This window comes from Pseudomonas nitroreducens, assembly GCF_014204515.1.
Classification (GTDB): Bacteria; Pseudomonadota; Gammaproteobacteria; order Pseudomonadales; family Pseudomonadaceae; genus Pseudomonas; species Pseudomonas nitritireducens_A.
The window spans coordinates 44591-64460 of sequence record NZ_JACHLI010000017.1 but is presented as its reverse complement, the minus strand read 5'-3'; the positions used below and the strand labels follow the sequence as shown (position 1 = coordinate 64460).

Annotated in this window: 17 protein-coding genes; 5 read left to right on the top strand and 12 right to left on the bottom strand. The window is 66.6% G+C overall.

The features are described 5' to 3' along the window. Nucleotides 1-83: 83 nt before the first annotated feature. Nucleotides 84-518, bottom strand: a complete 435-nt coding sequence (locus HNP46_RS20165) for a DUF411 domain-containing protein (RefSeq protein WP_184592440.1) — start codon at nt 516-518, stop codon at nt 84-86. Nucleotides 519-720: 202 nt separating this feature from the next. Between HNP46_RS20165 and HNP46_RS20160 the strand changes: the two genes are divergently transcribed. Together HNP46_RS20160 and HNP46_RS20155 are read left to right on the top strand one after the other, a co-directional pair. Further along, nucleotides 721-1179: a DUF4345 family protein gene (locus HNP46_RS20160; protein WP_184592438.1), complete on the top strand. Its 459-nt coding sequence runs from the start codon at nt 721-723 to the stop codon at nt 1177-1179. Between the two features lie 101 nt (nt 1180-1280). After that, nucleotides 1281-1583, top strand: coding sequence for a DUF1883 domain-containing protein (locus HNP46_RS20155; RefSeq protein WP_184592436.1), 303 nt, complete (start codon nt 1281-1283; stop codon nt 1581-1583). Between the two features lie 4 nt (nt 1584-1587). Here the strand turns inward: HNP46_RS20155 and HNP46_RS20150 are convergent, their stop codons facing one another. The 3 genes from HNP46_RS20150 to HNP46_RS20140 form a co-directional block, all read right to left on the bottom strand. Continuing rightward, nucleotides 1588-2085, bottom strand: a complete 498-nt coding sequence (locus tag HNP46_RS20150) for a DUF4136 domain-containing protein (RefSeq protein ID WP_184592434.1) — start codon at nt 2083-2085, stop codon at nt 1588-1590. Nucleotides 2086-2176: 91 nt separating this feature from the next. Beyond that, on the bottom strand, nt 2177-3262 hold the full coding sequence (trmA, locus tag HNP46_RS20145) for a tRNA (uridine(54)-C5)-methyltransferase TrmA (RefSeq protein ID WP_184592432.1): 1086 nt from the start codon (nt 3260-3262) through the stop codon (nt 2177-2179). Nucleotides 3263-3381: 119 nt separating this feature from the next. Further along, a complete protein-coding gene (locus HNP46_RS20140; protein ID WP_184592429.1) occupies nt 3382-4677 on the bottom strand; it encodes an NCS2 family permease in 1296 nt (431 codons plus the stop codon). Between the two features lie 278 nt (nt 4678-4955). Here HNP46_RS20140 and HNP46_RS20135 point away from each other — a divergent pair, with 278 nt between their 5' ends. Next, nucleotides 4956-5462: a SecDF P1 head subdomain-containing protein gene (locus tag HNP46_RS20135; RefSeq protein ID WP_184592427.1), complete on the top strand. Its 507-nt coding sequence runs from the start codon at nt 4956-4958 to the stop codon at nt 5460-5462. A 303-nt stretch (nt 5463-5765) separates the two neighbouring features. Here HNP46_RS20135 and glyA read toward each other — a convergent pair whose 3' ends face one another. Both glyA and HNP46_RS20125 read right to left on the bottom strand, forming a co-directional pair. Further along, nucleotides 5766-7019 carry a serine hydroxymethyltransferase gene (gene glyA / locus HNP46_RS20130; RefSeq protein ID WP_024763060.1) on the bottom strand — a complete coding sequence of 418 codons (1254 nt, stop codon included), beginning with the start codon at nt 7017-7019 and terminating at the stop codon, nt 5766-5768. 181 nt (nt 7020-7200) lie between these two features. Continuing rightward, a complete protein-coding gene (locus HNP46_RS20125) occupies nt 7201-11373 on the bottom strand; it encodes a GGDEF and EAL domain-containing protein (RefSeq protein WP_184592425.1) in 4173 nt (1390 codons plus the stop codon). Nucleotides 11374-11788: 415 nt separating this feature from the next. Between HNP46_RS20125 and ettA the strand changes: the two genes are divergently transcribed. Next, complete coding sequence (gene ettA / locus HNP46_RS20120) at nt 11789-13453, top strand: energy-dependent translational throttle protein EttA (RefSeq protein WP_184592423.1); 1665 nt, start codon at nt 11789-11791, stop codon at nt 13451-13453. Between the two features lie 66 nt (nt 13454-13519). On the opposite strand, the gene HNP46_RS20115 is transcribed toward ettA, so the two are convergent. Next, complete coding sequence (locus tag HNP46_RS20115) at nt 13520-13816, bottom strand: hypothetical protein (RefSeq protein ID WP_260403216.1); 297 nt, start codon at nt 13814-13816, stop codon at nt 13520-13522. A 215-nt stretch (nt 13817-14031) separates the two neighbouring features. Between HNP46_RS20115 and gdhA the strand changes: the two genes are divergently transcribed. Then, entirely contained in the window at nt 14032-15366 is a 1335-nt protein-coding gene (gene gdhA / locus HNP46_RS20110) for an NADP-specific glutamate dehydrogenase (RefSeq protein ID WP_184592421.1), read from the top strand. A gap of 469 nt (nt 15367-15835) precedes the next feature. Here the strand turns inward: gdhA and HNP46_RS20105 are convergent, their stop codons facing one another. The 5 genes from HNP46_RS20105 to HNP46_RS20085 all read right to left on the bottom strand — a co-directional run bounded on the left by HNP46_RS20105 (nt 15836) and on the right by HNP46_RS20085 (nt 19861). Beyond that, nucleotides 15836-16867 carry a cytochrome-c peroxidase gene (locus tag HNP46_RS20105; protein WP_184592419.1) on the bottom strand — a complete coding sequence of 344 codons (1032 nt, stop codon included), beginning with the start codon at nt 16865-16867 and terminating at the stop codon, nt 15836-15838. Nucleotides 16868-16993: 126 nt separating this feature from the next. Further along, a complete protein-coding gene (locus HNP46_RS20100; RefSeq protein ID WP_184592416.1) occupies nt 16994-17353 on the bottom strand; it encodes a hypothetical protein in 360 nt (119 codons plus the stop codon). 87 nt (nt 17354-17440) lie between these two features. Beyond that, a complete protein-coding gene (gene rtcA, locus HNP46_RS20095) occupies nt 17441-18466 on the bottom strand; it encodes an RNA 3'-terminal phosphate cyclase (protein WP_184592414.1) in 1026 nt (341 codons plus the stop codon). Then, entirely contained in the window at nt 18463-19263 is an 801-nt protein-coding gene (locus tag HNP46_RS20090; RefSeq protein WP_184592412.1) for a nucleotidyltransferase domain-containing protein, read from the bottom strand. Before HNP46_RS20090 ends, rtcA begins: the two co-directional genes overlap by 4 nt. 19 nt (nt 19264-19282) lie before the next feature. Beyond that, complete coding sequence (locus HNP46_RS20085) at nt 19283-19861, bottom strand: hypothetical protein (protein ID WP_184592410.1); 579 nt, start codon at nt 19859-19861, stop codon at nt 19283-19285. Between the last annotated feature and the right edge of the window lie 9 nt (nt 19862-19870).

Genomic DNA, 19870 nt, shown 5'->3' with positions numbered 1-19870 from the left:
ATGCCGCGCGGGAACCTGGAGAGTGCCCCGCGCGCCGGAAGCCCCATCCCGCCTCCACCAGCGCTCAGGGGTGAGGGAAAGCTTCAGTGAGCGGGGTAGTCCGCCAGCACTTCGCGCTGGCCGGCCTTGTTCAGCCCGACCACCTGGTAGGCGTCGTGCCGGTCGCCCATCTCCATGCCGGGCGAGCCCATGGGCATGCCCGGTACGGCGGCGCCGACCAGATCGGCACGTTCGCGCAGCTTGAGGACGTCGGCCGCCGGCACATGGCCTTCGACGAACTTGCCGTCGATCACCCCGGTGTGGCACGAGCCCATGCTGTGCGGGACGCCGAGTTTGGTCTTCACTGCACTCATGTCGGCTTCGACGTGATCGTTGACGGTGAAGCCGTTGTTTTCCAGGTGCTTGATCCAGTCCTTGCAGCAGCCGCAGTTGGCATCGCGGTGCACGTCGATGGTCAGCGGTTCGGCGGCCTGGGCGGCGCCGGCGACAAGGGCGGTGAGCAGAAGCAGGGTGCGCATGGGGAGTAGCCTCGGAATCGGAACGCGACCGAGCATACTCGCGAGGTTGCCGTGACCCCACCCGGCGTTTGTTTCCTCGTATGACGCGCTGGCCAGAACTTGCCGCGCCGTGCGGGGTCTGTTGCTGATCAGTGGTGCGTCCGCGACCGTCGGTCGCAGCTGGGGACGCTCGGCAAAGGCCGCAAGGCCAAGGAGAAATCGGATGCTCTTCGCCCGTCTTGTCCTGCTGGTCCAGGCTCTGGTCTGGGGTGGTCTGGGACTGCTCTACTGGATTCGCCCCTACGAGATGGCCAACCTCAGCGGCATGCTGCTGATGGAGCCGTCGTCGGTGAGCGATGCGCGGGTGTTCTACGGCGGCCATCAGTTCGCCCTGGCGCTGTTCCTGGTCTTCGCCCTGCGCCGGCGCCTGCTGGTGCGCCCGGCACTGATCCTGGTGATCCTGGTGCAGCTGACCCTGACGCTGTCGCGCCTGCTGATCGCCTGGACCGAAGGTGGCATGGAGTGGGACGCGCAGCTGGCCGGCGTGGTCTATCGCGGGGTGATCTCGGCGCTGGCGATCTTCGCCCTCTACTGGCTGGAGCGGCAGTCGCGCAATCGCCAGGTGGCGGTGCGCGAGGAAGAGGAGCCGGAGGAGCGCAAGGCGGACTTCGAGGGGCTCTGAGCTTCGGATGAGTGGCGCCGCCTGCCAGCGGCGGCGCTGCCGGCTCGCCCCCGCGCCGTGATATCTTATTGGGTTTGCGCCAGCAGCAAGGCGGAGCCAGCATGAAGTTCGTACACAAGCGTGAACACCTGAACGAAGGCGACCTGGTCGTCATCGAGTGTTCCATGACCTGCAACATCCGCCTGATGACCGACGCCGCCTTCCGCAGCTTCAAGAACGGCGGGCGCCACGTGTACCACGGTGGCGCGTTCGACCGTTTCCCGGCGAAGATCAAGGTGCCCAGCACCGGCGTCTGGAACGTCACCATCGACACCGTCACCCGCCGCGCCATCAGCGTGACGCGCAAGGCCGACTTCACCTACAGCATCAAGTTCGTGCGCAAGTCGCCGTCGAACTTCAGCTGATCCCTCATGGCCCGGCGTGCGCCGGGAAGTCCCTGAGCAGGCGGGCGATACCTTCGTCCACGGCCTGCTGGGTGATCTTCGGATCGTGCAGCTGGCGCGCCACCTGCGCCTGGTAGAGCAGCGTAGCTGTCGCCTCGTCGAGAATCTGCAGCGCCAGGCGCGCCTGTTCGGAGTCGGCGATCTGCGTCTGCATCACCACGCCTGCCGAGGTAGCAATGGGCCGCTGGATGACACCGGTCTGGCTGTCGAGCCCCACGGCGTAGATCACCCGCAGTTCTCCCGAGCTTTCCTGATAGCGATAACCCTTGGCTTCCAGCGCGCGGCGCACGGCGAGATCGAAGCGATCTTCCAGGTCCTCGCGGTGACCCTGTGCGCGCACGGCCTGGATGAAGAAGGTGCTTTGCCGGCCGTTGGCGGCAGGGGAGACGCTGATGTTGGCGGGGTCGGTGCCGGCGCAGGCGGCCAGCAGCAGGCAGAGCAGGGGAAGGAGCAGGCGGGACATGGACGTGCCTCTTGTCATTGTCCCGCAAGCGTAGCCGCCGCGCAGTGGCGCGCCGCCCATCCCTTGGTTGGGCGACAGCGCGGCACTGGGCTCAGCGGCGGGTCAGCAGCACGCCGGCTTCCATGTGGTGGGTGTAGGGGAACTGGTCGAACAGCGCGCAGCGGCTCACCTGGTGGGTGTCGTGCAGCTGGGCGATGTTCTGCGCCAGGGTCTCCGGGTTGCAGGAGATGTACAGGATGTTGTCGAAACGCCGGGTCAGCTCGCAGGTGTCCGGGTCCATGCCGGCGCGCGGCGGGTCGACGAACACGCTGCCGAAGGCGTAGGACTTCAGGTCGACATCGGCGAGGCGGCGGAACGGCCGCACCTCATTCAGCGCCTGGGTCAGCTCCTCGGCGGAGAGGCGCACCAGGGTGACGTTGTCCACGGCGTTGTCGGCGAGATTGGCCAGGGCGGCGTTCACCGAGGTCTTGCTGATCTCGGTGGCCAGCACCTTGCGTACGCGGGTAGCCAGCGGCAGGGTGAAGTTGCCGTTGCCGCAGTAGAGCTCCAGCAGGTCGTCGTCGCGCTGGCCCAGGGCTTCGTACGCCCAGTTGAGCATCTTCTGGCAGACCTCGCCGTTGGGCTGGGTGAAGGCGCCTTCCGGCTGGCGGTAGCGGAAGGTGCGGCCGGCGACGGTCAGCTCTTCGCTCACGTAATCGCGGCCCACCACCAGACGCTTGCCGCGGGAGCGGCCGACGATGCTTACGCCCAGTTCGGCGGCCAGCTTTTCGGCGGCGGCCTGCCAGGTGGCGTCCACCGGGCGGTGGTAGCACAGGGTGATCATGGCGTCGCCCGCCAGGGTGGTCAGGAACTCCACCTGGAACAGCTTGTGGCCCAGGGTCGGCTCGGCCCAGGCGGCCTTCAGGCGCGGCATCAGCTCATTGATGCGCTGGCTGGCGATGGGGAACTCTTCGATCAGGATCGGCGTGTGCTTGTCGCCCTGCTCGAACATCGCGTAGTGGCGTGCCTCGCCCTCGCGCCACAGGCGGAACTCGGCGCGCAGGCGGTAATGCTCGCGGGGCGAGTCGAACACCTCCGGCTCCGGCGCATTGAACGGCGCCAGCAGCTCGCGCAGGCGCGCGGTCTTGTCGGCCAGTTGGCTGTCGTATTGGGAGGGATCGAAACGCGGACTGCTCATGGGGCGGGTAACTCGTGTGGGGCGGCGGTTGATGGGTATCGCTGCGCTCCACGCCATCCTACGCCAGTGTCACTCGCAGGAAGGGGGAGCGCGGCGTTACCCATGCCGCGACAGGAAAATCAGGCGTTGAACCAGCCCAGCTTGATCACAAAGAGGATCGAGAGGATGACCAGCGCCGGGTTCAGCTCGCGGAAGCGGCCGGAAAGCAGCTTGCAGGCGGTCCAGGTGATGAAGCCGAAGGCGATGCCGTTGGCGATGGAGAAGGTCAGCGGCATGGCCAGGGCGGTCACCACCACCGGGGCGGCAACGGTCAGGTCGTCCCAGTCGATCTCGGCCAGGCCCGAGGCCATCAGCACGGCGACGAAGAACAATGCCGGCGCAGTGGCGAACGCCGGTACGTTGCCGGCCAGCGGGGCGAAGAACAGCGCCAGCAGGAACAGCACGGCGACCACGATGGCGGTCAGGCCGGTGCGGCCGCCGGCGGAAACACCCGCCGCCGACTCGATGTAGCTGGTGGTGGTGGAGGTGCCCAGCAGCGAGCCGACCATGGCGGCGGAGCTGTCGGCGATCAGCGCACGGCCCATCTTCGGCATGTGCCCGTCCTTGCCCATCAGGCCGGCACGCTTGGCCACGCCGATCAGGGTGCCGGAGTTGTCGAACAGGTCGACGAAGAGGAAGGCGAAGATCACGCTGAACAGGCCGATATCCAGCGCGCCCTTGATGTCCAGCTGCAGGAAGGTCGGTGCCAGCGACGGCGGCATCGACACCACGCCGCCGAACTGGGAGACACCGATGGCGATGGAGATGAAGGTCACCAGCAGGATGCCGATCATCACCGCGCCGGTCACGCGGCGGGCTTCCAGGGCGACGATGACGATGAAGCCGAGGATGGCCAGCAGCGGCGCCGGCTTGGCCAGGTCACCCATGCCCACCAGGGTGGCCTGGTTGGCGACCACGATGCCCGATTCCTTCAGCGCGATCAGCGCGAGGAACAGGCCGATGCCGGCGGCGATCGCCGAGCGCAGGGCCAGCGGGATGCTGTTGATGATCCACTCGCGGATGCGGAAGATCGAAATGATGAAGAACATGCACGCGGAGAGGAACACCGCGCCGAGGGCCACCTGCCAGGTGTGGCCCATGTGCAGGACCACGGTGTAGGTGAAGAAGGCGTTCAGGCCCATGCCGGGAGCCAGGGCGATCGGGTAGTTGGCGATCAGGCCCATCACCGCCGAGCCGATGGCTGCGGCCAGGCAGGTCGCCACGAAGATCGCGCCTTTATCCATGCCCGTCTCGCCGAGGATGCTCGGGTTGACGAAAAGGATGTAGGCCATGGTCAGGAAGGTCGTGAGACCCGCCAGGATCTCGGTGCGCACATTGGTATTGTGCGCCTTGAGTTGGAACAGCTTTTCCAGCATGTTTGGCTCCCCGTGACGCTCTTGCGCCGTTATCGTTCTGGCCGGGAAAAGCAAGGTGCATGCCCAGGTGAGCCCTGCGCCTTTTCCTGTGACCGGCAAAAGGCGCGCATGATACCAGCTTGCCCCGAACCGGAGAATTTCTGACCGGACCGCCAGCATCCGTTCGTCTGCAAGCTTAGTCGCGGGCGCCGACCAAGGGAGTGCAACTTGTGCGCTGACGGTGGTCTGACTCTCTACAACCCTGGCCCGACCGGGCCGTCCTCGCTGATTCGCAGTCGATGAAACGCTCTATTCCGATTCACTTTGCCTCATTGTTGGTCGCCTCATTGCTGGGCGCCTGCGCCGGTGCGCCGCCGTCGGCCCCGCAACACACCTTCGATGTCCATGCCGTGGCCGACAAGCCCACGGCCAGCACCCGCACCCTGGCCGACCCGCAGGGCAAGGCCGTACTGGTGGCGACCCATCCCGCCCTGACCCAGAAGGACGTGCAGCGCGCCGAACTGGCCAGCGTGGCCGACGGCAAGCCGGCGGTGCGCGTGCTGTTCACGCCCGAGGCCAGCGCGCGCCTGGCGAAGCTGACCCAGGAAGAGCAGGGCAAGGCCCTGGCGGTGGTCATCGACGGGCAACTGCGCCTGCTGCCCAGGGTGACGCGGGTGGTGACCGATGGCCAGGTGATGCTCAAGGGCTTTGCCAGCCTTGACGAGGCGCAGACGCTGGTGCGGCGGCTCAACGAGCTGCGCGATGTGCCGGTGCAGCCGGAGCAGCAGTCCGGTGGGCAGCCGTAGCTTCTATATAGGGGCTTGAGAAAGGTGGCTCTGCGTAGGGCGAATAACCTGGAACAGGTTATCCGCCGATGCCCCGGCGGCGGATAACGCTGGCGCGTTATGCGCCCTACCGAGTTATGGAAATTACGGTGGTGGCTTTTCGTAGGAGCGAGCTTGCTCGCGAACCGCATAACACTGGCGTCAGATTGAGCACTGTTCGCGAGCAAGCTCGCTCCTACAGGTTCGGCCAGCCCTCGCAGGAGGCGGACATGAAAAAGCCCGGCAGATGCCGGGCTTTTACGTTTTGCGGTTCGCGGACTGGGCTTAGGCGCCGTACACCGGGAACTTGGCGCAGATGGCCTTGACCTTCTCGCGCACGCCGTCCACCACGGACTCGTCGCCCATGTTGGTCAGGATGTCGCAGATCCAGCCGGCCAGCTCGCGGCACTCGGCTTCCTTGAAGCCGCGGGTGGTGACGGCCGGGGTGCCGATGCGCAGGCCGGAGGTGACGAACGGGGAACGCGGGTCGTTCGGCACGCTGTTCTTGTTCACGGTGATGAAGGCGCGACCCAGGGCGGCGTCGGCATCCTTACCGGTGATGTCCTGCTTGATCAGGGACAGCAGGAACAGGTGGTTCTGGGTACCGCCGGAAACCACATCGAAGCCGCGCTCGATGAACACGCTGGCCATGGTCTGGGCGTTCTTCAGGACCTGCTGCTGGTAGGCCTTGAATTCGGGCTGCAGGGCTTCCTTGAAGCACACCGCCTTGGCGGCGATCACGTGCTCCAGCGGGCCACCCTGGGCACCCGGGAAGACCGCGGAGTTCAGCTTCTTCTCGATCTCTTCGTTCTTGCGAGCGAGGATCAGGCCGCCGCGCGGGCCGCGCAGGGTCTTGTGGGTGGTGGTGGTGACCACGTCGGCGAACGGCACCGGGTTCGGGTAGACGCCAGCGGCGACCAGACCGGCCACGTGGGCCATGTCGACGAACAGGTAGGCACCGACCTTGTCGGCGATGGCGCGGAAGCGGGCGAAGTCCAGCACCTGGGAGTAGGCGGAGAAGCCGGCGACGATCATCTTCGGCTTGTGCTCGACGGCCAGGCGCTCGACTTCGTCGTAGTCGATCAGGCCGGCGTCGGTGATGCCGTACTGAACGGCGTTGTACAGCTTGCCGGAGGAGGAAACGCTGGCGCCGTGGGTCAGGTGACCGCCGTGGGCCAGGCTCATGCCCAGGATGGTGTCACCGGCCGACAGCAGGGCCAGGTAGACAGCGGCGTTGGCCTGGGAGCCGGCGTGCGGCTGGACGTTGGCGTAGTCGGCGCCGAACAGCTCTTTGGCGCGGTCGATGGCCAGCTGCTCGACGACGTCGACGTACTCGCAACCACCGTAGTAGCGCTTGCCCGGGTAGCCTTCGGCGTACTTGTTGGTCAGCACCGAACCCTGGGCTTCCATCACCGCCGGGCTGGTGTAGTTCTCGGAGGCGATGAGCTCGATGTGCTCTTCCTGGCGCTGGGCTTCCTGCTCCATCGCGGCGAAGAGTTCGGCATCGTAGCGGGCGAGGGTCAAATCACGGCTGAACATGGCGGTCCTCTTAAGGATCGGGTGCTGGGGGAAAGGCGCGCATTCTACCCCAAGGCGCCGGTGCTGGCACATGAAAGGCGGTCATGTGGCTGACAAATGGGCTTCAGGCTGCAGGCTACAGGCGGAGAGCTGGGGCATCCTGGCCTGCCGCCTGCCGCCTGCCGCCTGCCGCCTCGCGGCGTCAGCCGAGCAGGAACAGCGCATTGCTGGCGAACAGCGCGGCGAACTGGTCGGCCGGCACCGGGCGGCCGAAGAGGAAGCCCTGCACCTCGTCGCAGCCGTGCTCGCGGAGGAATTCCAGCTGGTCGTGGGTCTCCACGCCCTCGGCGATCACCATCAGGTTCAGGCTGTGGGCCATGGCGATGATGGCGCGGGCGATCTGCGCGTCCTGCTCGCCGTGGGGCAGGCCGTCGACGAAGCTGCGGTCGATCTTCAGCACGTCGATGGGGAACTGCTTGAGGTAGTTGAGCGAGGAATAGCCGGTGCCGAAGTCGTCCACGGCGATGGCCAGACCCAGGCGCTTCAGCCCGGAAAGTATCTGCATCGCCTGGGAAACGTCGCTCATCAGGATGCTTTCGGTCAGTTCCAGCTCCAGGCACGCCGGGGCGATCCCGGTGTCGGCAAGGATGCCGGCGATGCGCTCGCCCAGCTGGCCGTCGGCGAACTGGCGGGCCGAGAGGTTCACCGAAATCTTCGGCACCCGCACCTTGTCGCGGTGCCAGGCGCGCAGTTGCAGGCAGGCCTGTTCGAGCAGCCAGTCGCCGACCTGGGCGACCAGGCCGAGCTCCTCCAGCACCGGGATGAACTCCGCCGGCGGGATCAGCCCGCGCTTGGGATGCTGCCAGCGCAGCAGCGCTTCGGCGCCGGTCAGGCGGCGGCCGTCACCGGTGAACTGCGGCTGGTAGTGCAGGACGAACTCGTGCTGCTCGATGGCACGGCGCAGGTCGCTTTCCAGCTCCAGGCGTTCCAGGGCACGGGCGTTCATCTCGGCCTGGTAGAACTGGAAGTTGTTCTTGCCCATTTCCTTGGCGTGGTACATCGCCGTGTCGGCGTTCTTCATCAACTGGCTGAGCTCGGCGCCGTCCTGCGGCGAGAGCGCCACGCCGATGCTGGCGGTGACGAAGAACTCGCGGCCTTCCAGGGTGAAGGGGCGGGCGAGGCTGGAGAGGATCTGCTCGGCGACCTGGATCGCCTGGTTGAGCGCCTTGTCGCGGTCCTTCTGGCCGGGCAGCAGCAGGGTGAATTCGTCGCCGCCCATGCGCGCCACGGTGTCGTCGTCGCTGACGCAATGGCTCAGGCGCTCGGCCACCTCCTTGAGCATGCGATCGCCCGCGGCGTGGCCGAGGGAGTCGTTGATCGGCTTGAAGCGGTCGAGGTCGAGGAACATCAGCACCACCCACTGCTGGTGCCGTTCGGCCTGCAGCAGGGCGGTGTGCAGGCGGTCCTGGAACAGCGTGCGGTTGGGCAGGTGGGTCAGGGCGTCGTAGTAGGCCAGGCGGTGGATGCGTCGCTCGCTGGCCTTGCGCTCACTGATGTCGCTGAAGAAGCAGACGAAGCTGACCAGGTCGCCTTCCTCGTCGTGCACCGCGGTGATGCCGACCCAGCTGGGATACAGCTCGCCGCTCTTGCGCTTCTGCAGGATCTCGCCTTCCCAGCTGCCGCTCTTGCGCAGGCTTTCCAGCACGTGCTTGAGCTGGTTGGCCTCCTGGCGGTCGGCGGTGAGCAGGCGCGGCAACTGGTCGAGCACTTCCTCGGCGGAGTAGCCGGTGAGGCGGCTGAAGGAGTCGTTGATCTGCACGATGTAGCCGGCCGGATCGGTGACCATGATCGCCGCCGTGGAGTGCTCGAATACCGTCGCCGCCATGCGCATCTCGCGCTCGGCGCGGCGCTGCTGGCTGATGTCGCGGGCGACACCGAGCAGGCCCTCGAAGCGGCCGTGGTCGTCCCACATCAGGGCGATGCGCAGCTCCACGGGAATCTTGTGGCCATCGGCGTGCAGGCAGTCGAGGCCGAACAGCTGTGGCTCGGTGCTCTCGCGCAGTTCGGCCAGGCGCTTGGGCTCGCCGATGGCGCCCTGCACGCGGTTCAGCAGTTCGTCCAGGCGCTCCAGCTGCGCCGGGTTGGCGGCTACCTGCTGGAAACCGTTGGCCAGCACCCACTCGGGGCTGTAGCCGAACACCTGCTGGATCGATGGACTGATGTAGTTGAGCTGGACCTGGGCGTCGGTGGAGAGGATCACGTCGCTGATGCTCTCGGCGAGCATGCGGTAGCGGCGGCCGCTCTCGCGCAGCGAGTTGTGCGCCTCGACGGTGTCGGTGATGTCCTTGGCCACGCCGATCAGCCGTGCCACGCGGCCGGCGTCATCGCGGGTAAAGGCCTGCTCGCGGATGTCGAACCAGTGCCAGTTGCCGTCGCGGTGGCGCCAGCGCAGCTGGCTGTCCAGCAGCAGGCCGTCGCCCACCACCTGCTGCAGGTTGCGCACGCGCCAGTAGTACTCGACGTCGTCCGGGTGCAGGACCTTTTCCCAGAAGCGCTCGCCCATCTCGCGCAGCTCGTCGCTGCTGTAGCCCAGCTGGTGGCCGAGGTTGTGGTTGCTGAAGATCACCCGGCGCGCGGCGATGTCGTGGATGTAGAGGGTGTCGGGCACCGCGCGCACCGCGTCGGACCAGAACTTTTCGCGCTCGATCAGCGACAGCTCGACCTGCTTGCGGCTGGTGATGTCCGACAGGCTCAGGGTGACGGCGTGGAAGTCCTGGATCATCTCCGGCACGCGCAACTGCAGCCAGAGGTGGCGCTGCTCGCCCTGGCGGGTGTGGATGCAGGCTTCCAGCTCGACCATGCCGTGGCCGTGCAGCACCGCTTCGAGCACCTTGCTGCGCACTCCGTCGGGGCGCATGCCGGCGTTGCCGATCAGCACCTGCCAGGCCTGTTCGGTGCTGCTCACGCCCATCAGGCGCTTGGCGACGTTGTTGATCTCGGTGATCCGCGCCTGGCGCAGCAGCCAGGGCAGGCGCTCGGGCTGCGAGGCGATCCACTCGCGCAAATCGCTCTGGCGGCGCAGGTTGAGGTCCACCAGGCTCTGGCGCAGGGCGGAGAGGTCGAGCACGCAGAGGGCGACGCCGACGCCGTCGAAGATGTCCTGGTAGCGCCGGCGGGTCTCTTCGAGGATGTGCAGCGCCTGCTGCTCCTCGGTGACGTCGCGCAGCACCCAGACCTGCCCGCCCTGGGGCAGGTTGCCGCGCAGCACCCAGGACTGCTCCGGCGACAGCGGGCTGTCGTCCAGCGAATGATGGCTGACGGCGAACAGCCGGGCCTGGCCGGTGTGGTTGACGCGCACCAGCTCCGAGCCGTTGTCGGCCGCGCCTTCGCTGCCGTTGAGCAGGCCGCCCAGGCCGGGCAGCAGTTCCAGCAGGTGATGTTCGTCGGCCTTGTCGGCAGTGATACCGAACAGCTGCTCGGCCTGCGGATTGAGGTAGGCGAGCCGGCCATCGGCGCGGGTCACCAGCACCCGTTCGTCGATGGCGCCCAGGGCTTGCGCGGCCTGGCGCAGGCTCTGCTGGGACTCGGCGGTCAGCGCGCGCAGGTTCTGCTGTTCGCGCTGCAGGCGCAGCAACGCGGCGCCGGCGATGCCGGCGAGCACCAGCAGCAGCGCCAGCTCGCCGCCCAGGCGCGGCAGCAGGGTAGTGCGCAACTGCTGGCTGTCGAACTGCGGGCGCAGGTGCCAGTCGGTATGGGGAATCTCCAGGCCATCCAGGCTCTGTGCCTGTTCCTTGGGCGAGGCGGCGGACAGCGGGCCGGGACGGTAGCCGCTGGAGCGGCCGAGCACCTTCTGCTGCACCTCGTCGACCAGGATCCAGTCCGGCGACTCCGGGCGGATCTGCGCCGCCCAGCCGCGCCGGGCGATCTTCTCGTCGAGGCGGATGACACTGTCGCCCTCGCCGGGTTCGGTCGCCTTCAGCCAGACATAGAAGTGGCCGCCGTTGTCCTCGCTGAAGGCGTAGTGGAAGGGTTCGCCGGTGCTGCGCTGGCGCAGGGCCTCGACGAACGCGGCGTCCTTCAGGCCGATGGCCGAGTCGGACACGGCCAGCCCGTCGGCATCCAGCCGCAGCAGGCTGTGGAAGGACGGGTAGATGTGTTTCAGGCCGGCGATCAGCGGGGCGCCGGCAGTGCGCTCGCCCTCCTGCTGGAGCAGGGCCTGGGCGGCCACCGCCTTCAGTTCCAGGGTCAGCGAGATGCGCTGGGCCATCTGCTCGCCGTGCAGTTCCACCCGCTCGCGCTCGAAGCGCTCCTGATTGCGGAACTCCTGGTGCAGCTGCCAGCCCAGCAGGCCGAGCATCAGCAGCACCAGCAGCATCAGGGCTGTCCGGGTCGCGACGCGGCCAGGCCTAGCCAGGGCGTCCGGAGGAGTGCGGGGGGAAATAGACAAGGGGCTAGGGACCTGGGGCGATACGGCTGAATTCGGCGCAGGCTAGGATGCCCGGAAAGGCGGCGAAGTGCCAGCATGGCCGACGAGCGTCGTTTGCCCTTCCCGAGCCATTCCGGTAGCTTTGCCGCACGCGCGCGTGATGTACGGCGTTAGTGCGGTGCATAAAGTACATCCCCGCAGAGTCCCGCGCGAAGGGCCGTCCATCGGCCGTTCGCGCCCGCCGGCAGCCTGCTCTCAATCTGCTGAGCGCTGCCGCTTCCGGCCCGCGAGCCGGCGTCCCGGAACCTGCCGTCGTCCGTTCCGGCCATCCCGATCATCAATTCATCCCAGAAGTCAGGTATCCATGGCTCAATACGTCTACACCATGCACCGGGTCGGCAAGGTCGTGCCGCCCAAGCGTGAAATCCTCAAGAACATCTCCCTGTCGTTCTTCCCCGGCGCCAAGATCGGCGTGCTCGGCCTGAACGGCGCGGGTAAATCCACCCTGCTGCGCATCATGGCTGGCGTCGACACTGAGATCGAAGGCGAAGCCCGGCCGATGCCCGGCATCAACGTCGGTTACCTGCCGCAGGAGCCCAAGCTCGATCCGCAGGCCACCGTGCGCGAGATCGTCGAAGAGGCCGTCGGCCAGATCAAGGCCGCCCAGGCTCGCCTGGACGAGGTCTACGCCGCCTATGCCGAGCCGGACGCCGACTTCGACGCCCTGGCCGCCGAGCAGGCCAAGCTGGAAGCCATCCTCCAGGCTTCCGACGGCCACAACCTGGAGCGCCAGCTGGAAGTCGCCGCCGACGCCCTGCGCCTGCCGCCGTGGGACGCGAAGATCGAACACCTCTCCGGTGGCGAGAAGCGTCGTGTCGCCCTCTGCCGCCTGCTGCTGTCCGCCCCGGACATGCTGCTGCTGGACGAACCGACCAACCACCTGGACGCCGACTCCGTCGCCTGGCTGGAGCACTTCCTCCACGACTTCCAGGGCACCGTGGTAGCGATCACCCACGACCGTTACTTCCTCGACAACGTCGCTGGCTGGATTCTCGAGCTGGACCGTGGCCAGGGCATCCCGTTCGAAGGCAACTACTCCGGCTGGCTGGAATCCAAGGCCAACCGCCTGGCCCAGGAAGCCAAGCAGGAAGCTTCCCACGCCAAGGCCATGAAGGCTGAGCTGGAGTGGGTACGCCAGGGCGCCAAGGCCCGTCAGTCCAAGTCCAAGGCCCGTCTGCAGCGTTTCGAGGAACTGCAATCGCAGGAATTCCAGAAGCGCAGCGAGACCAACGAGATCTACATCCCGGCCGGTCCGCGCCTGGGCGACAAGGTCATCGAGCTGCACAACGTCACCAAGGGCTACGGCGAGCGCGTGCTGATCGACAACCTGTCGCTGAGCATTCCCAAGGGCGCCATCGTCGGCGTGATCGGCGGCAACGGTGCGGGTAAATCCACCCTGTTCCGCATGCTGACCGGCAAGGAACAACCGGACTCGGGCACCATCGAGATCGGCGAAACCGTGCAGATCGCCAGCGTCGACCAGAGCCGCGAAGTCCTCGAAGGCAACAAGACCGTGTGGGAACAGGTGTCCGACGGCTTCGAGCAGATCAAGATCGGCAACTACGAAGTCCCGTCGCGCAGCTACGTCGGCCGCTTCAACTTCAAGGGCGGCGACCAGCAGAAGTTCGTCAAGGACCTCTCCGGTGGTGAGCGCGGCCGTCTGCACCTGGCCCTGACCCTGAAGCAGGGCGGCAACGTGCTGCTGCTCGACGAACCGTCCAACGACCTCGACGTGGAAACCCTGCGTGCGCTGGAAGAAGCGCTGCTGGACTTCCCCGGCGCCGCCATCGTGATTTCCCACGATCGCTGGTTCCTGGACCGCATCGCGACCCACATCCTCTCCTACGAGGACGACGGCAAGGTGACCTTCTTCGAAGGTAACTACACCGAGTTCGAAGCCGATCGTAAAAAACGCCTGGGCGACGCTGCCTCGCAGCCGCACCGCGTGCGTTACAAGAAGCTGGCGTAAGCCGCTTGTGCAGGAAAACGGGGCCTTCGGGCCCCGTTTTCATTTGCGCGTCCTTTGCGGATTCGCTCAGCGGCTGCGCTTGAGATCGTCCAGGGCGCGGCGCTGGTCTTCCAGTTGGCGCTGCAGTGCGTCGATCTGTCGCGCCTGGTCCTGCAGGGTGCGTTGCTGCTCTTCCAGCTGGCGCGACATGCGCTGCAGGTCGTCGGTGCTGAAGTCCGACTTGTGGATCGTCTCGGCGTCGAAGGTATCGGCCACGAGCAGCGCGCCGGAATCGGTGAAGTTGCCCAATTTCATGGCGCCCAGCGCGGGCAGGGCGGCGCCGAGGGTGAGCAGGGCAAGCAGGGCGGCGCGGCGGTAGGTCATGGGGTCATCCTTGCTGGGTCAATGATTGGGTGCGATTTTCTATTGATTTTGTATACAGAATTCTGATCTTCTGCCGGGTTGGACGGGTCTGAATTTATACTTTTGCACCATAAAGATTCATAAAAGCGTCACTTTGCACTATCTCAGTGCGGTTCAGGTTGTTAGAGTCGACCGGCAAAAAAGCATCACATAACCAGAAAAGTACCGGTGTAGACATGACGCAATCCGTTGACTCGTTCCTCGAGCGCCTCAAGCGGCGCGATCCCGATCAGCCCGAATTCCACCAGGCGGTGGAAGAGGTGCTGCGTTCCCTCTGGCCCTTCCTCGAAGCCAATCCGCACTACCTGCAGGCCGGCATCGTCGAACGCATCGTCGAACCCGAACGCGCGATCCTGTTCCGCGTGCCGTGGGTGGATGACGCCGGGCGGGTGCGGGTCAACCGCGGTTTCCGCATCCAGATGAGCAGCGCCATCGGCCCGTACAAGGGCGGCCTGCGCTTCCACCCCTCGGTGAACCTGGGCGTGCTGAAGTTCCTCGCCTTCGAGCAGGTCTTCAAGAACTCCCTGACCTCGCTGCCCATGGGCGGCGGCAAGGGCGGCTCGGATTTCGATCCCAAGGGCAAGAGTGACGCCGAAGTCATGCGCTTCTGCCAGTCGTTCATGAGCGAGCTGTTCCGCCACGTCGGCGCTGACCTCGACGTGCCGGCCGGCGACATCGGCGTGGGCGCCCGCGAGATCGGCTACCTGTTCGGCCAGTACAAGCGCCTGTCCAACGAGTTCACCTCGGTGCTGACCGGCAAGGGCATGTCCTACGGCGGCAGCCTGATCCGCCCGGAAGCCACCGGCTATGGCTGCGTGTACTTCGCCCAGGAAATGCTCAAGGCCCGCGACAGCGGCTTCGACGGCCAGCGCGTGGCCATCTCCGGTTCCGGCAACGTGGCCCAGTACGCCGCGCAGAAGGTCATGGAACTTGGCGGCAAGGTGATCTCGCTGTCCGATTCCGAAGGCACGCTGTTCTTCGAGGCCGGCCTGACCCTGGAGCAGTGGGAAGCGGTGATGGAGCTGAAGAACGTCCGTCGCGGCCGTCTCAGCGAGCTGACCGGTCCCGGTTTGCGCTTCATTGCCGGTGAGCGTCCGTGGTCGCTGGCCTGCGACATCGCGCTGCCCTGCGCCACCCAGAACGAGCTGGACGCCAACGACGCGCGCACCCTGCTGGCCAACGGCTGCATCTGCGTGGCCGAAGGCGCGAACATGCCGTCGACCCTGGAGGCTGTGGATATCTTCCTCGAGGCCGGCATCCTCTACGCGCCGGGCAAGGCTTCGAACGCCGGCGGCGTCGCCACCAGCGGCCTGGAGATGAGCCAGAACGCCATGCGCCTGCTGTGGACCGCCGGTGAAGTGGATCAGCGCCTGCACGGCATCATGCAGAACATCCACCATGCCTGTGTCGCCTATGGCGAGGAGAATGGCCGGATCAATTACGTGAAGGGCGCCAACATCGCCGGCTTCGTCAAGGTCGCCGACGCCATGCTGGCCCAGGGCGTGGTCTGATCGCTCCCTGTGAATGAAGAACGGGCCCGATGGGCCCGTTTTTCTTTCCGGTCGCTGCAAAGTCGCCCTTCGTAGGGCGAACAACGCGCCGGCGTTATCCGCCTGCTCCTTGTCGGCGGATAACCTGTTCCAGGTTATGCGCCCTACAGCCTGACTCCTCGCCAACGATTCCCCCTCACCCCAGCCCTCTCCCTCAGGGAGAGGGGGCCGTCCGTGCCGGCTGACGCCTTGGTTTCAACCTGTGCCGAACCAGTCCCCTCTCCCTCTGGGAGAGGGAGCCGTCCGTGCCGGCTGACGCCTTGGTTTCAACCTGCGCCGATCAGTCCTCTCTCCCTATGGGAGAGGGAGCCGTCCATGCCGGCTGACTCCTCGGTTTCAACCTGCGCCGAACCAGTCCCCTCTCCCTCTGGGAGAGGGTTAGGGTGAGGGCTGATCCGAGCACCGAAGTATCCCGTAGGAGCGGCCCGGTTCAATCCACCGGCTTGGGCGTGGTCGCCGTGCTCGGCGGCAGGATCGGGTACTCCACCTTCGGCTGCTGGCCGGTGACGGTCTTGAGGAAGGCGACGATATCGCCGACTTCCTCGGCATTGAGCTGCTTGCCCAGCTGTGCGGTGCCCATGATCGCCACCGCTTCCTCCAGGTCCCAGACCTGCCCGCTGTGGAAGTACGGCGCAGTCAGCGCGATGTTGCGCAGGGGCGCGGCGCGGAACACGTACTGGTCGTTCTGCGTCTTGGTCACCTCGAAGCGGCCCTTGTCGCCGGTGGGCAGGATCTTGCCGTCGGGCTTCTTCACCAGGCCGAACGGGAAGTACGCCTGGCCGCCGAGGTTCACGCCGTTGTGGCAGCTGATGCAGCCGGCGCTCATGAAGGTCTGCAGGCCCTTCTGCTCCTTGGCATCCAGGGCGTTGTCGTCGCCCTTGAGGTAGAGGTCGAAGCGCGAGTCCGGGGTGATCAGGGTCGACTCGAAGGCCTGCAGCGCGCGGGCCATGTTGTCGAAGCTGACTGCCTGCTTGTCGGCAGGGAAGGCCTTTTCGAAGGCGGCGACGTACTCGGGCATGCTGCGCAGCGTGGCCTCGACGTTCTTCGGCGTGTTGTGCATTTCCACCGGGTTCTGCACCGGGCCCTTGGCCTGTTCTTCCAGGTCCTTGGCGCGGCCATCCCAGAACTGCGCGACGTTGAATACCGCGTTGAACACCGTGGGTGAGTTGCGTGCACCCTTCTGCCAGGCGTGGCCGCTGGAGGCGGGTACGTTGTCGGCGCCGCCGGTGCCGATGTTGTGGCAGGTGTTGCAACTGATCACATGGCTGGCGGACAGGCGCGGCTCGAAGAACAGCTGCCGGCCCAGTTCGATCTGGTTGGGGTCGAGCTTGTCGCTGGCCTGCGCCGGGATGGGCTTGAAGATGCTGTTGGCGCTGTCGCGCAGGACTTCGGCATTCGCTTGCGCCGCCGCCGTGCTGACGGCCAGCAGCAGGCTGCCCAGGGCCAGTTTGATGGGCTGCATGTGGAGTCTCCTTGTCTCAGGCTTTTTGGTTTCTTCTGAGTTCAAGGAGAGGCCAGGTGGGCGGCAGCCAGCTTGACCGAAATCAAGCGCGCGGCCCGATGCAGGTGCGGATGGTTGCCGCAGCGGTCAGTTGCCGCGCAGGGCACGAGAGAGCGCGCGGTCCTTCTGCTGCTCCCAGTCGCGGTCCCGGTCGCTGTTGCGTTGTTCCTCGTATTCCTGGCGTTCCTGGCTGACGCGCATGGCCTGGCATTGCTGGAAGCCGTCGTTCCAACCCAGGGCGTACTTCGGCTCATCCAGATAGCGCGGGACATTCTTGCGGAATTCGCCGGTGATCGCGCCCGCTGCCTGGCGACCGCTGCCGCAGCCGTCGTCATAGCCGTCGGCGTAGGCGGGCGGGTAGCCCTGGGCGATGAGGGTTTCGTGGGTGGTTTCGCAGCCGGCGAGCAGCGCGGCGCAGAGCAGGACGAGGGCGGCGCGCTGCGCCATGGAGACTCCCGTGTGCCGGTGAGGCGGGCACACGCGCCGGATAGGGTGATTGAGCGGCACTCTATCCGGCGTTTGGTGAGGAAAGCGTCAAGCCGGCGTGATGCGGATGTGCTGGCCGCCTGCCTCGCGCGGCTGGCAGTCAATGCGCACCGGCAGGAAGGCTTCGATCACCGCGCGGTTGCTCAGCAGATGATCGCTCAGCTCCGGCGTGCTGAAGCTGCCGCCGCCGGCCAGAGCCATGGGCAGCAGCAACTGGTCGGCGAGATGCTCCTCGACGCTGGTGCCACTGCGGCGCCAGTCCTCCGCCTGGCGCAACGCCTGGCTGGCGACGCGCTCGGCGCTGACCCCGGACTGGCCGAAAGCGCAGAACACCAGGCTCAACTGCTCGCACTCGACTTCCAGCAGCAAGGCGTTGCCCGGCCCCTGATCTTCCGGCAGGCGGACGACCAGGGTCGCCGCCGCCTGCCAATCCTGGTGCCGCTTGACCTTCTCCAGCTCACGATCCCCGACGTGGCCGGGAATCGCCGCCAGCAGCGCGCGGGCCGAACGCGAAAGCACGGCGCCGGCTTCCGGCAGGTGCAGCGGCTGCAACTCGCCGGGTTCGATGCGCACCTGCAACTCACCGCCGCCGGCCGGCATGAAGCCGTGGCGCAGCAGCTCGAAGTCGACCTTCGCGCCCATGCGCCGCAGCAGCGGCAGCCAGCTGCGTTCGATGAAGTCCGTCGGCGGCGCCAGGGGGTTGTGCGTGCCGCCGCTGATCGCCAGGCGGCTCGGCCCATCGGCGAACAGCAGTGCCGGCAGCAGCGTCTGCAGCACCAGCACGGCGCTGCCCGCGCTGCCGATGGCGAAGCGGTAGTCGCCGCCGCGAATCGCGCCGGGGCGGAAGGTCAGACTGCGCGAGCCCAGCTCGTCGCCTTCCACTGCCGCGCCGCAGATTTCCGCCGCCGCGCGCACGGCCGTCAGGTGCTGGCGCAGCAGCCCTGGCCGCGAACGGCGGCCACGGATGTTGACGATGCGCAGCGCCTTGCCGGTGATCATCGACAGGCTCAGCGCGCTGCGCAGTATCTGCCCGCCGCCTTCGGCGCCGTCGAGTTCGATCAGGTGCTTGTTCATCTGGCGTAGTTCCCCACCTGCTCGCGCAGGAAACCGTCCAGGCGCTCCGTGTCGTGGCAGCCGCCACGGGGTGCGCCGAGGGCTTCTGCGCGTTGCAGTTGTTCCTCGATCAGCCGGTGCAGGGCCGGGCGCGCCGGACCGTATTCGGCCTCGGCTGCCTGGCGCTTGAGTACCAGCAGCTCCTCGATTTCGGCGCGCTGCGCGGCGTCGTCGAGAGTCGCTTCCATCAATGTCTCGAAGACCATCGGCGGCATGCCCAGGCCCTGGTCGATCCAGCGCACCGCCAGGAGCGGGCGCAGCACATAGAGGTACTTCTTGTAGCGAACCTCGTCGCCCTGCAGATAGCCACGGAAGTTCTTCTTCGCCATCGACAGGTAATGCGCCCGAGCCGCGGCAGGCGAGTAGAAGTCGCGCGCCAGCTGGCGCAGGCCTTCGGTCGCTGCCCGCTCGCTGCGGTACACCAGCGGTGAGTCCAGCCATTCCAGCAGCGTCGGGTTGGACTTGCGCAGCAGCCGCAGCGTCTTGCGCAGTTCCCAGCCGCTGAGGTCCAGCTCGTCAGTGAGCGGGCGCTCCAGGACGTCGCGCGGCTCATCCACGCGCAGGTACCAGTCCGGTTGGTGTACGTAGACGAAGCGCACGTCGTAGTCGCTGTCCGGCGAGGCGAAGCCCCAGGCGCGGCTACCGGATTCGCACGCATAGAGCACGGTCACAGCGTGCTCCTGTTCCAGTCGTTGCAGTTCTTCCAGCACCCGTTCGCGCATGGCGGCGGGGAGGGGGTGTCGTTCGTCCCTGTTCATTGGGGTACTCCTTGTTTCTTCAGTCCGTCGCGCTGGCGGCCAGCGCGGACAATGTTCGTCGTCGCGGGTTGTACAGGGTGAGGCACCAGATGCCCCACCATTCCTTGCCGTCGTCGAAGTAGCAGCTCCAGTGGCTGCGGTGCGGTTCGGCATCGCCGTCGCCGACCCAGTCCAAGACCTGCAGTTCTTCCTCCGGGTACAGCCGTAGCACCTGTAGCCATTCGCGGAAGTCCGCGACCTGCAGCTGGGTGCCGTAGGGCGGGGCGCGGAAGGCGCGGCACAGCGGGCCGTCGTCGCGGGCCAGCTCGCGCACGGCTTCGGCGCTGAGGGCCTGCGGGCGGGCCTGGGCCAGGTCTGGCGTCAGGTCCGCCCATTCATGGGTGGCGTACTGCGGGTGGCGGGCGATGACTTGCGCCTGCCACTGCCGCGCGCGTTCCTGGATGGTTTCGAAGAGCATCTGCAACGCCAGGCGATGTTCCGCCTCGCCGGGTGTGGCGCTCGGGTCGAGTGTCAGCACGCGGAAGTCGAAGACGCAGCCGGCCTGTTCCAGGCGGCTGCGCAGCTCCTGCATGCGCTGGTTTTCCATGGGTTGCAGCATGTCCTCACC

Bases quoted from the DNA above. Each gene is read 5' to 3' on its own strand.
- HNP46_RS20165 (WP_184592440.1), bottom strand. From the start codon at position 518: ATGCGCACCCTGCTTCTGCTCACCGCCCTTGTCGCCGGCGCCGCCCAG.
- HNP46_RS20160 (WP_184592438.1), top strand. From the start codon at position 721: ATGCTCTTCGCCCGTCTTGTCCTGCTGGTCCAGGCTCTGGTCTGGGGT.
- HNP46_RS20155 (WP_184592436.1), top strand. From the start codon at position 1,281: ATGAAGTTCGTACACAAGCGTGAACACCTGAACGAAGGCGACCTGGTC.
- HNP46_RS20150 (WP_184592434.1), bottom strand. From the start codon at position 2,085: ATGTCCCGCCTGCTCCTTCCCCTGCTCTGCCTGCTGCTGGCCGCCTGC.
- trmA (WP_184592432.1), bottom strand. From the start codon at position 3,262: ATGAGCAGTCCGCGTTTCGATCCCTCCCAATACGACAGCCAACTGGCC.
- HNP46_RS20140 (WP_184592429.1), bottom strand. From the start codon at position 4,677: ATGCTGGAAAAGCTGTTCCAACTCAAGGCGCACAATACCAATGTGCGC.
- HNP46_RS20135 (WP_184592427.1), top strand. From the start codon at position 4,956: ATGAAACGCTCTATTCCGATTCACTTTGCCTCATTGTTGGTCGCCTCA.
- glyA (WP_024763060.1), bottom strand. From the start codon at position 7,019: ATGTTCAGCCGTGATTTGACCCTCGCCCGCTACGATGCCGAACTCTTC.
- HNP46_RS20125 (WP_184592425.1), bottom strand. From the start codon at position 11,373: ATGCTGCTGGTGCTGCTGATGCTCGGCCTGCTGGGCTGGCAGCTGCAC.
- ettA (WP_184592423.1), top strand. From the start codon at position 11,789: ATGGCTCAATACGTCTACACCATGCACCGGGTCGGCAAGGTCGTGCCG.
- HNP46_RS20115 (WP_260403216.1), bottom strand. From the start codon at position 13,816: ATGACCTACCGCCGCGCCGCCCTGCTTGCCCTGCTCACCCTCGGCGCC.
- gdhA (WP_184592421.1), top strand. From the start codon at position 14,032: ATGACGCAATCCGTTGACTCGTTCCTCGAGCGCCTCAAGCGGCGCGAT.
- HNP46_RS20105 (WP_184592419.1), bottom strand. From the start codon at position 16,867: ATGCAGCCCATCAAACTGGCCCTGGGCAGCCTGCTGCTGGCCGTCAGC.
- HNP46_RS20100 (WP_184592416.1), bottom strand. From the start codon at position 17,353: ATGGCGCAGCGCGCCGCCCTCGTCCTGCTCTGCGCCGCGCTGCTCGCC.
- rtcA (WP_184592414.1), bottom strand. From the start codon at position 18,466: ATGAACAAGCACCTGATCGAACTCGACGGCGCCGAAGGCGGCGGGCAG.
- HNP46_RS20090 (WP_184592412.1), bottom strand. From the start codon at position 19,263: ATGAACAGGGACGAACGACACCCCCTCCCCGCCGCCATGCGCGAACGG.
- HNP46_RS20085 (WP_184592410.1), bottom strand. From the start codon at position 19,861: ATGCTGCAACCCATGGAAAACCAGCGCATGCAGGAGCTGCGCAGCCGC.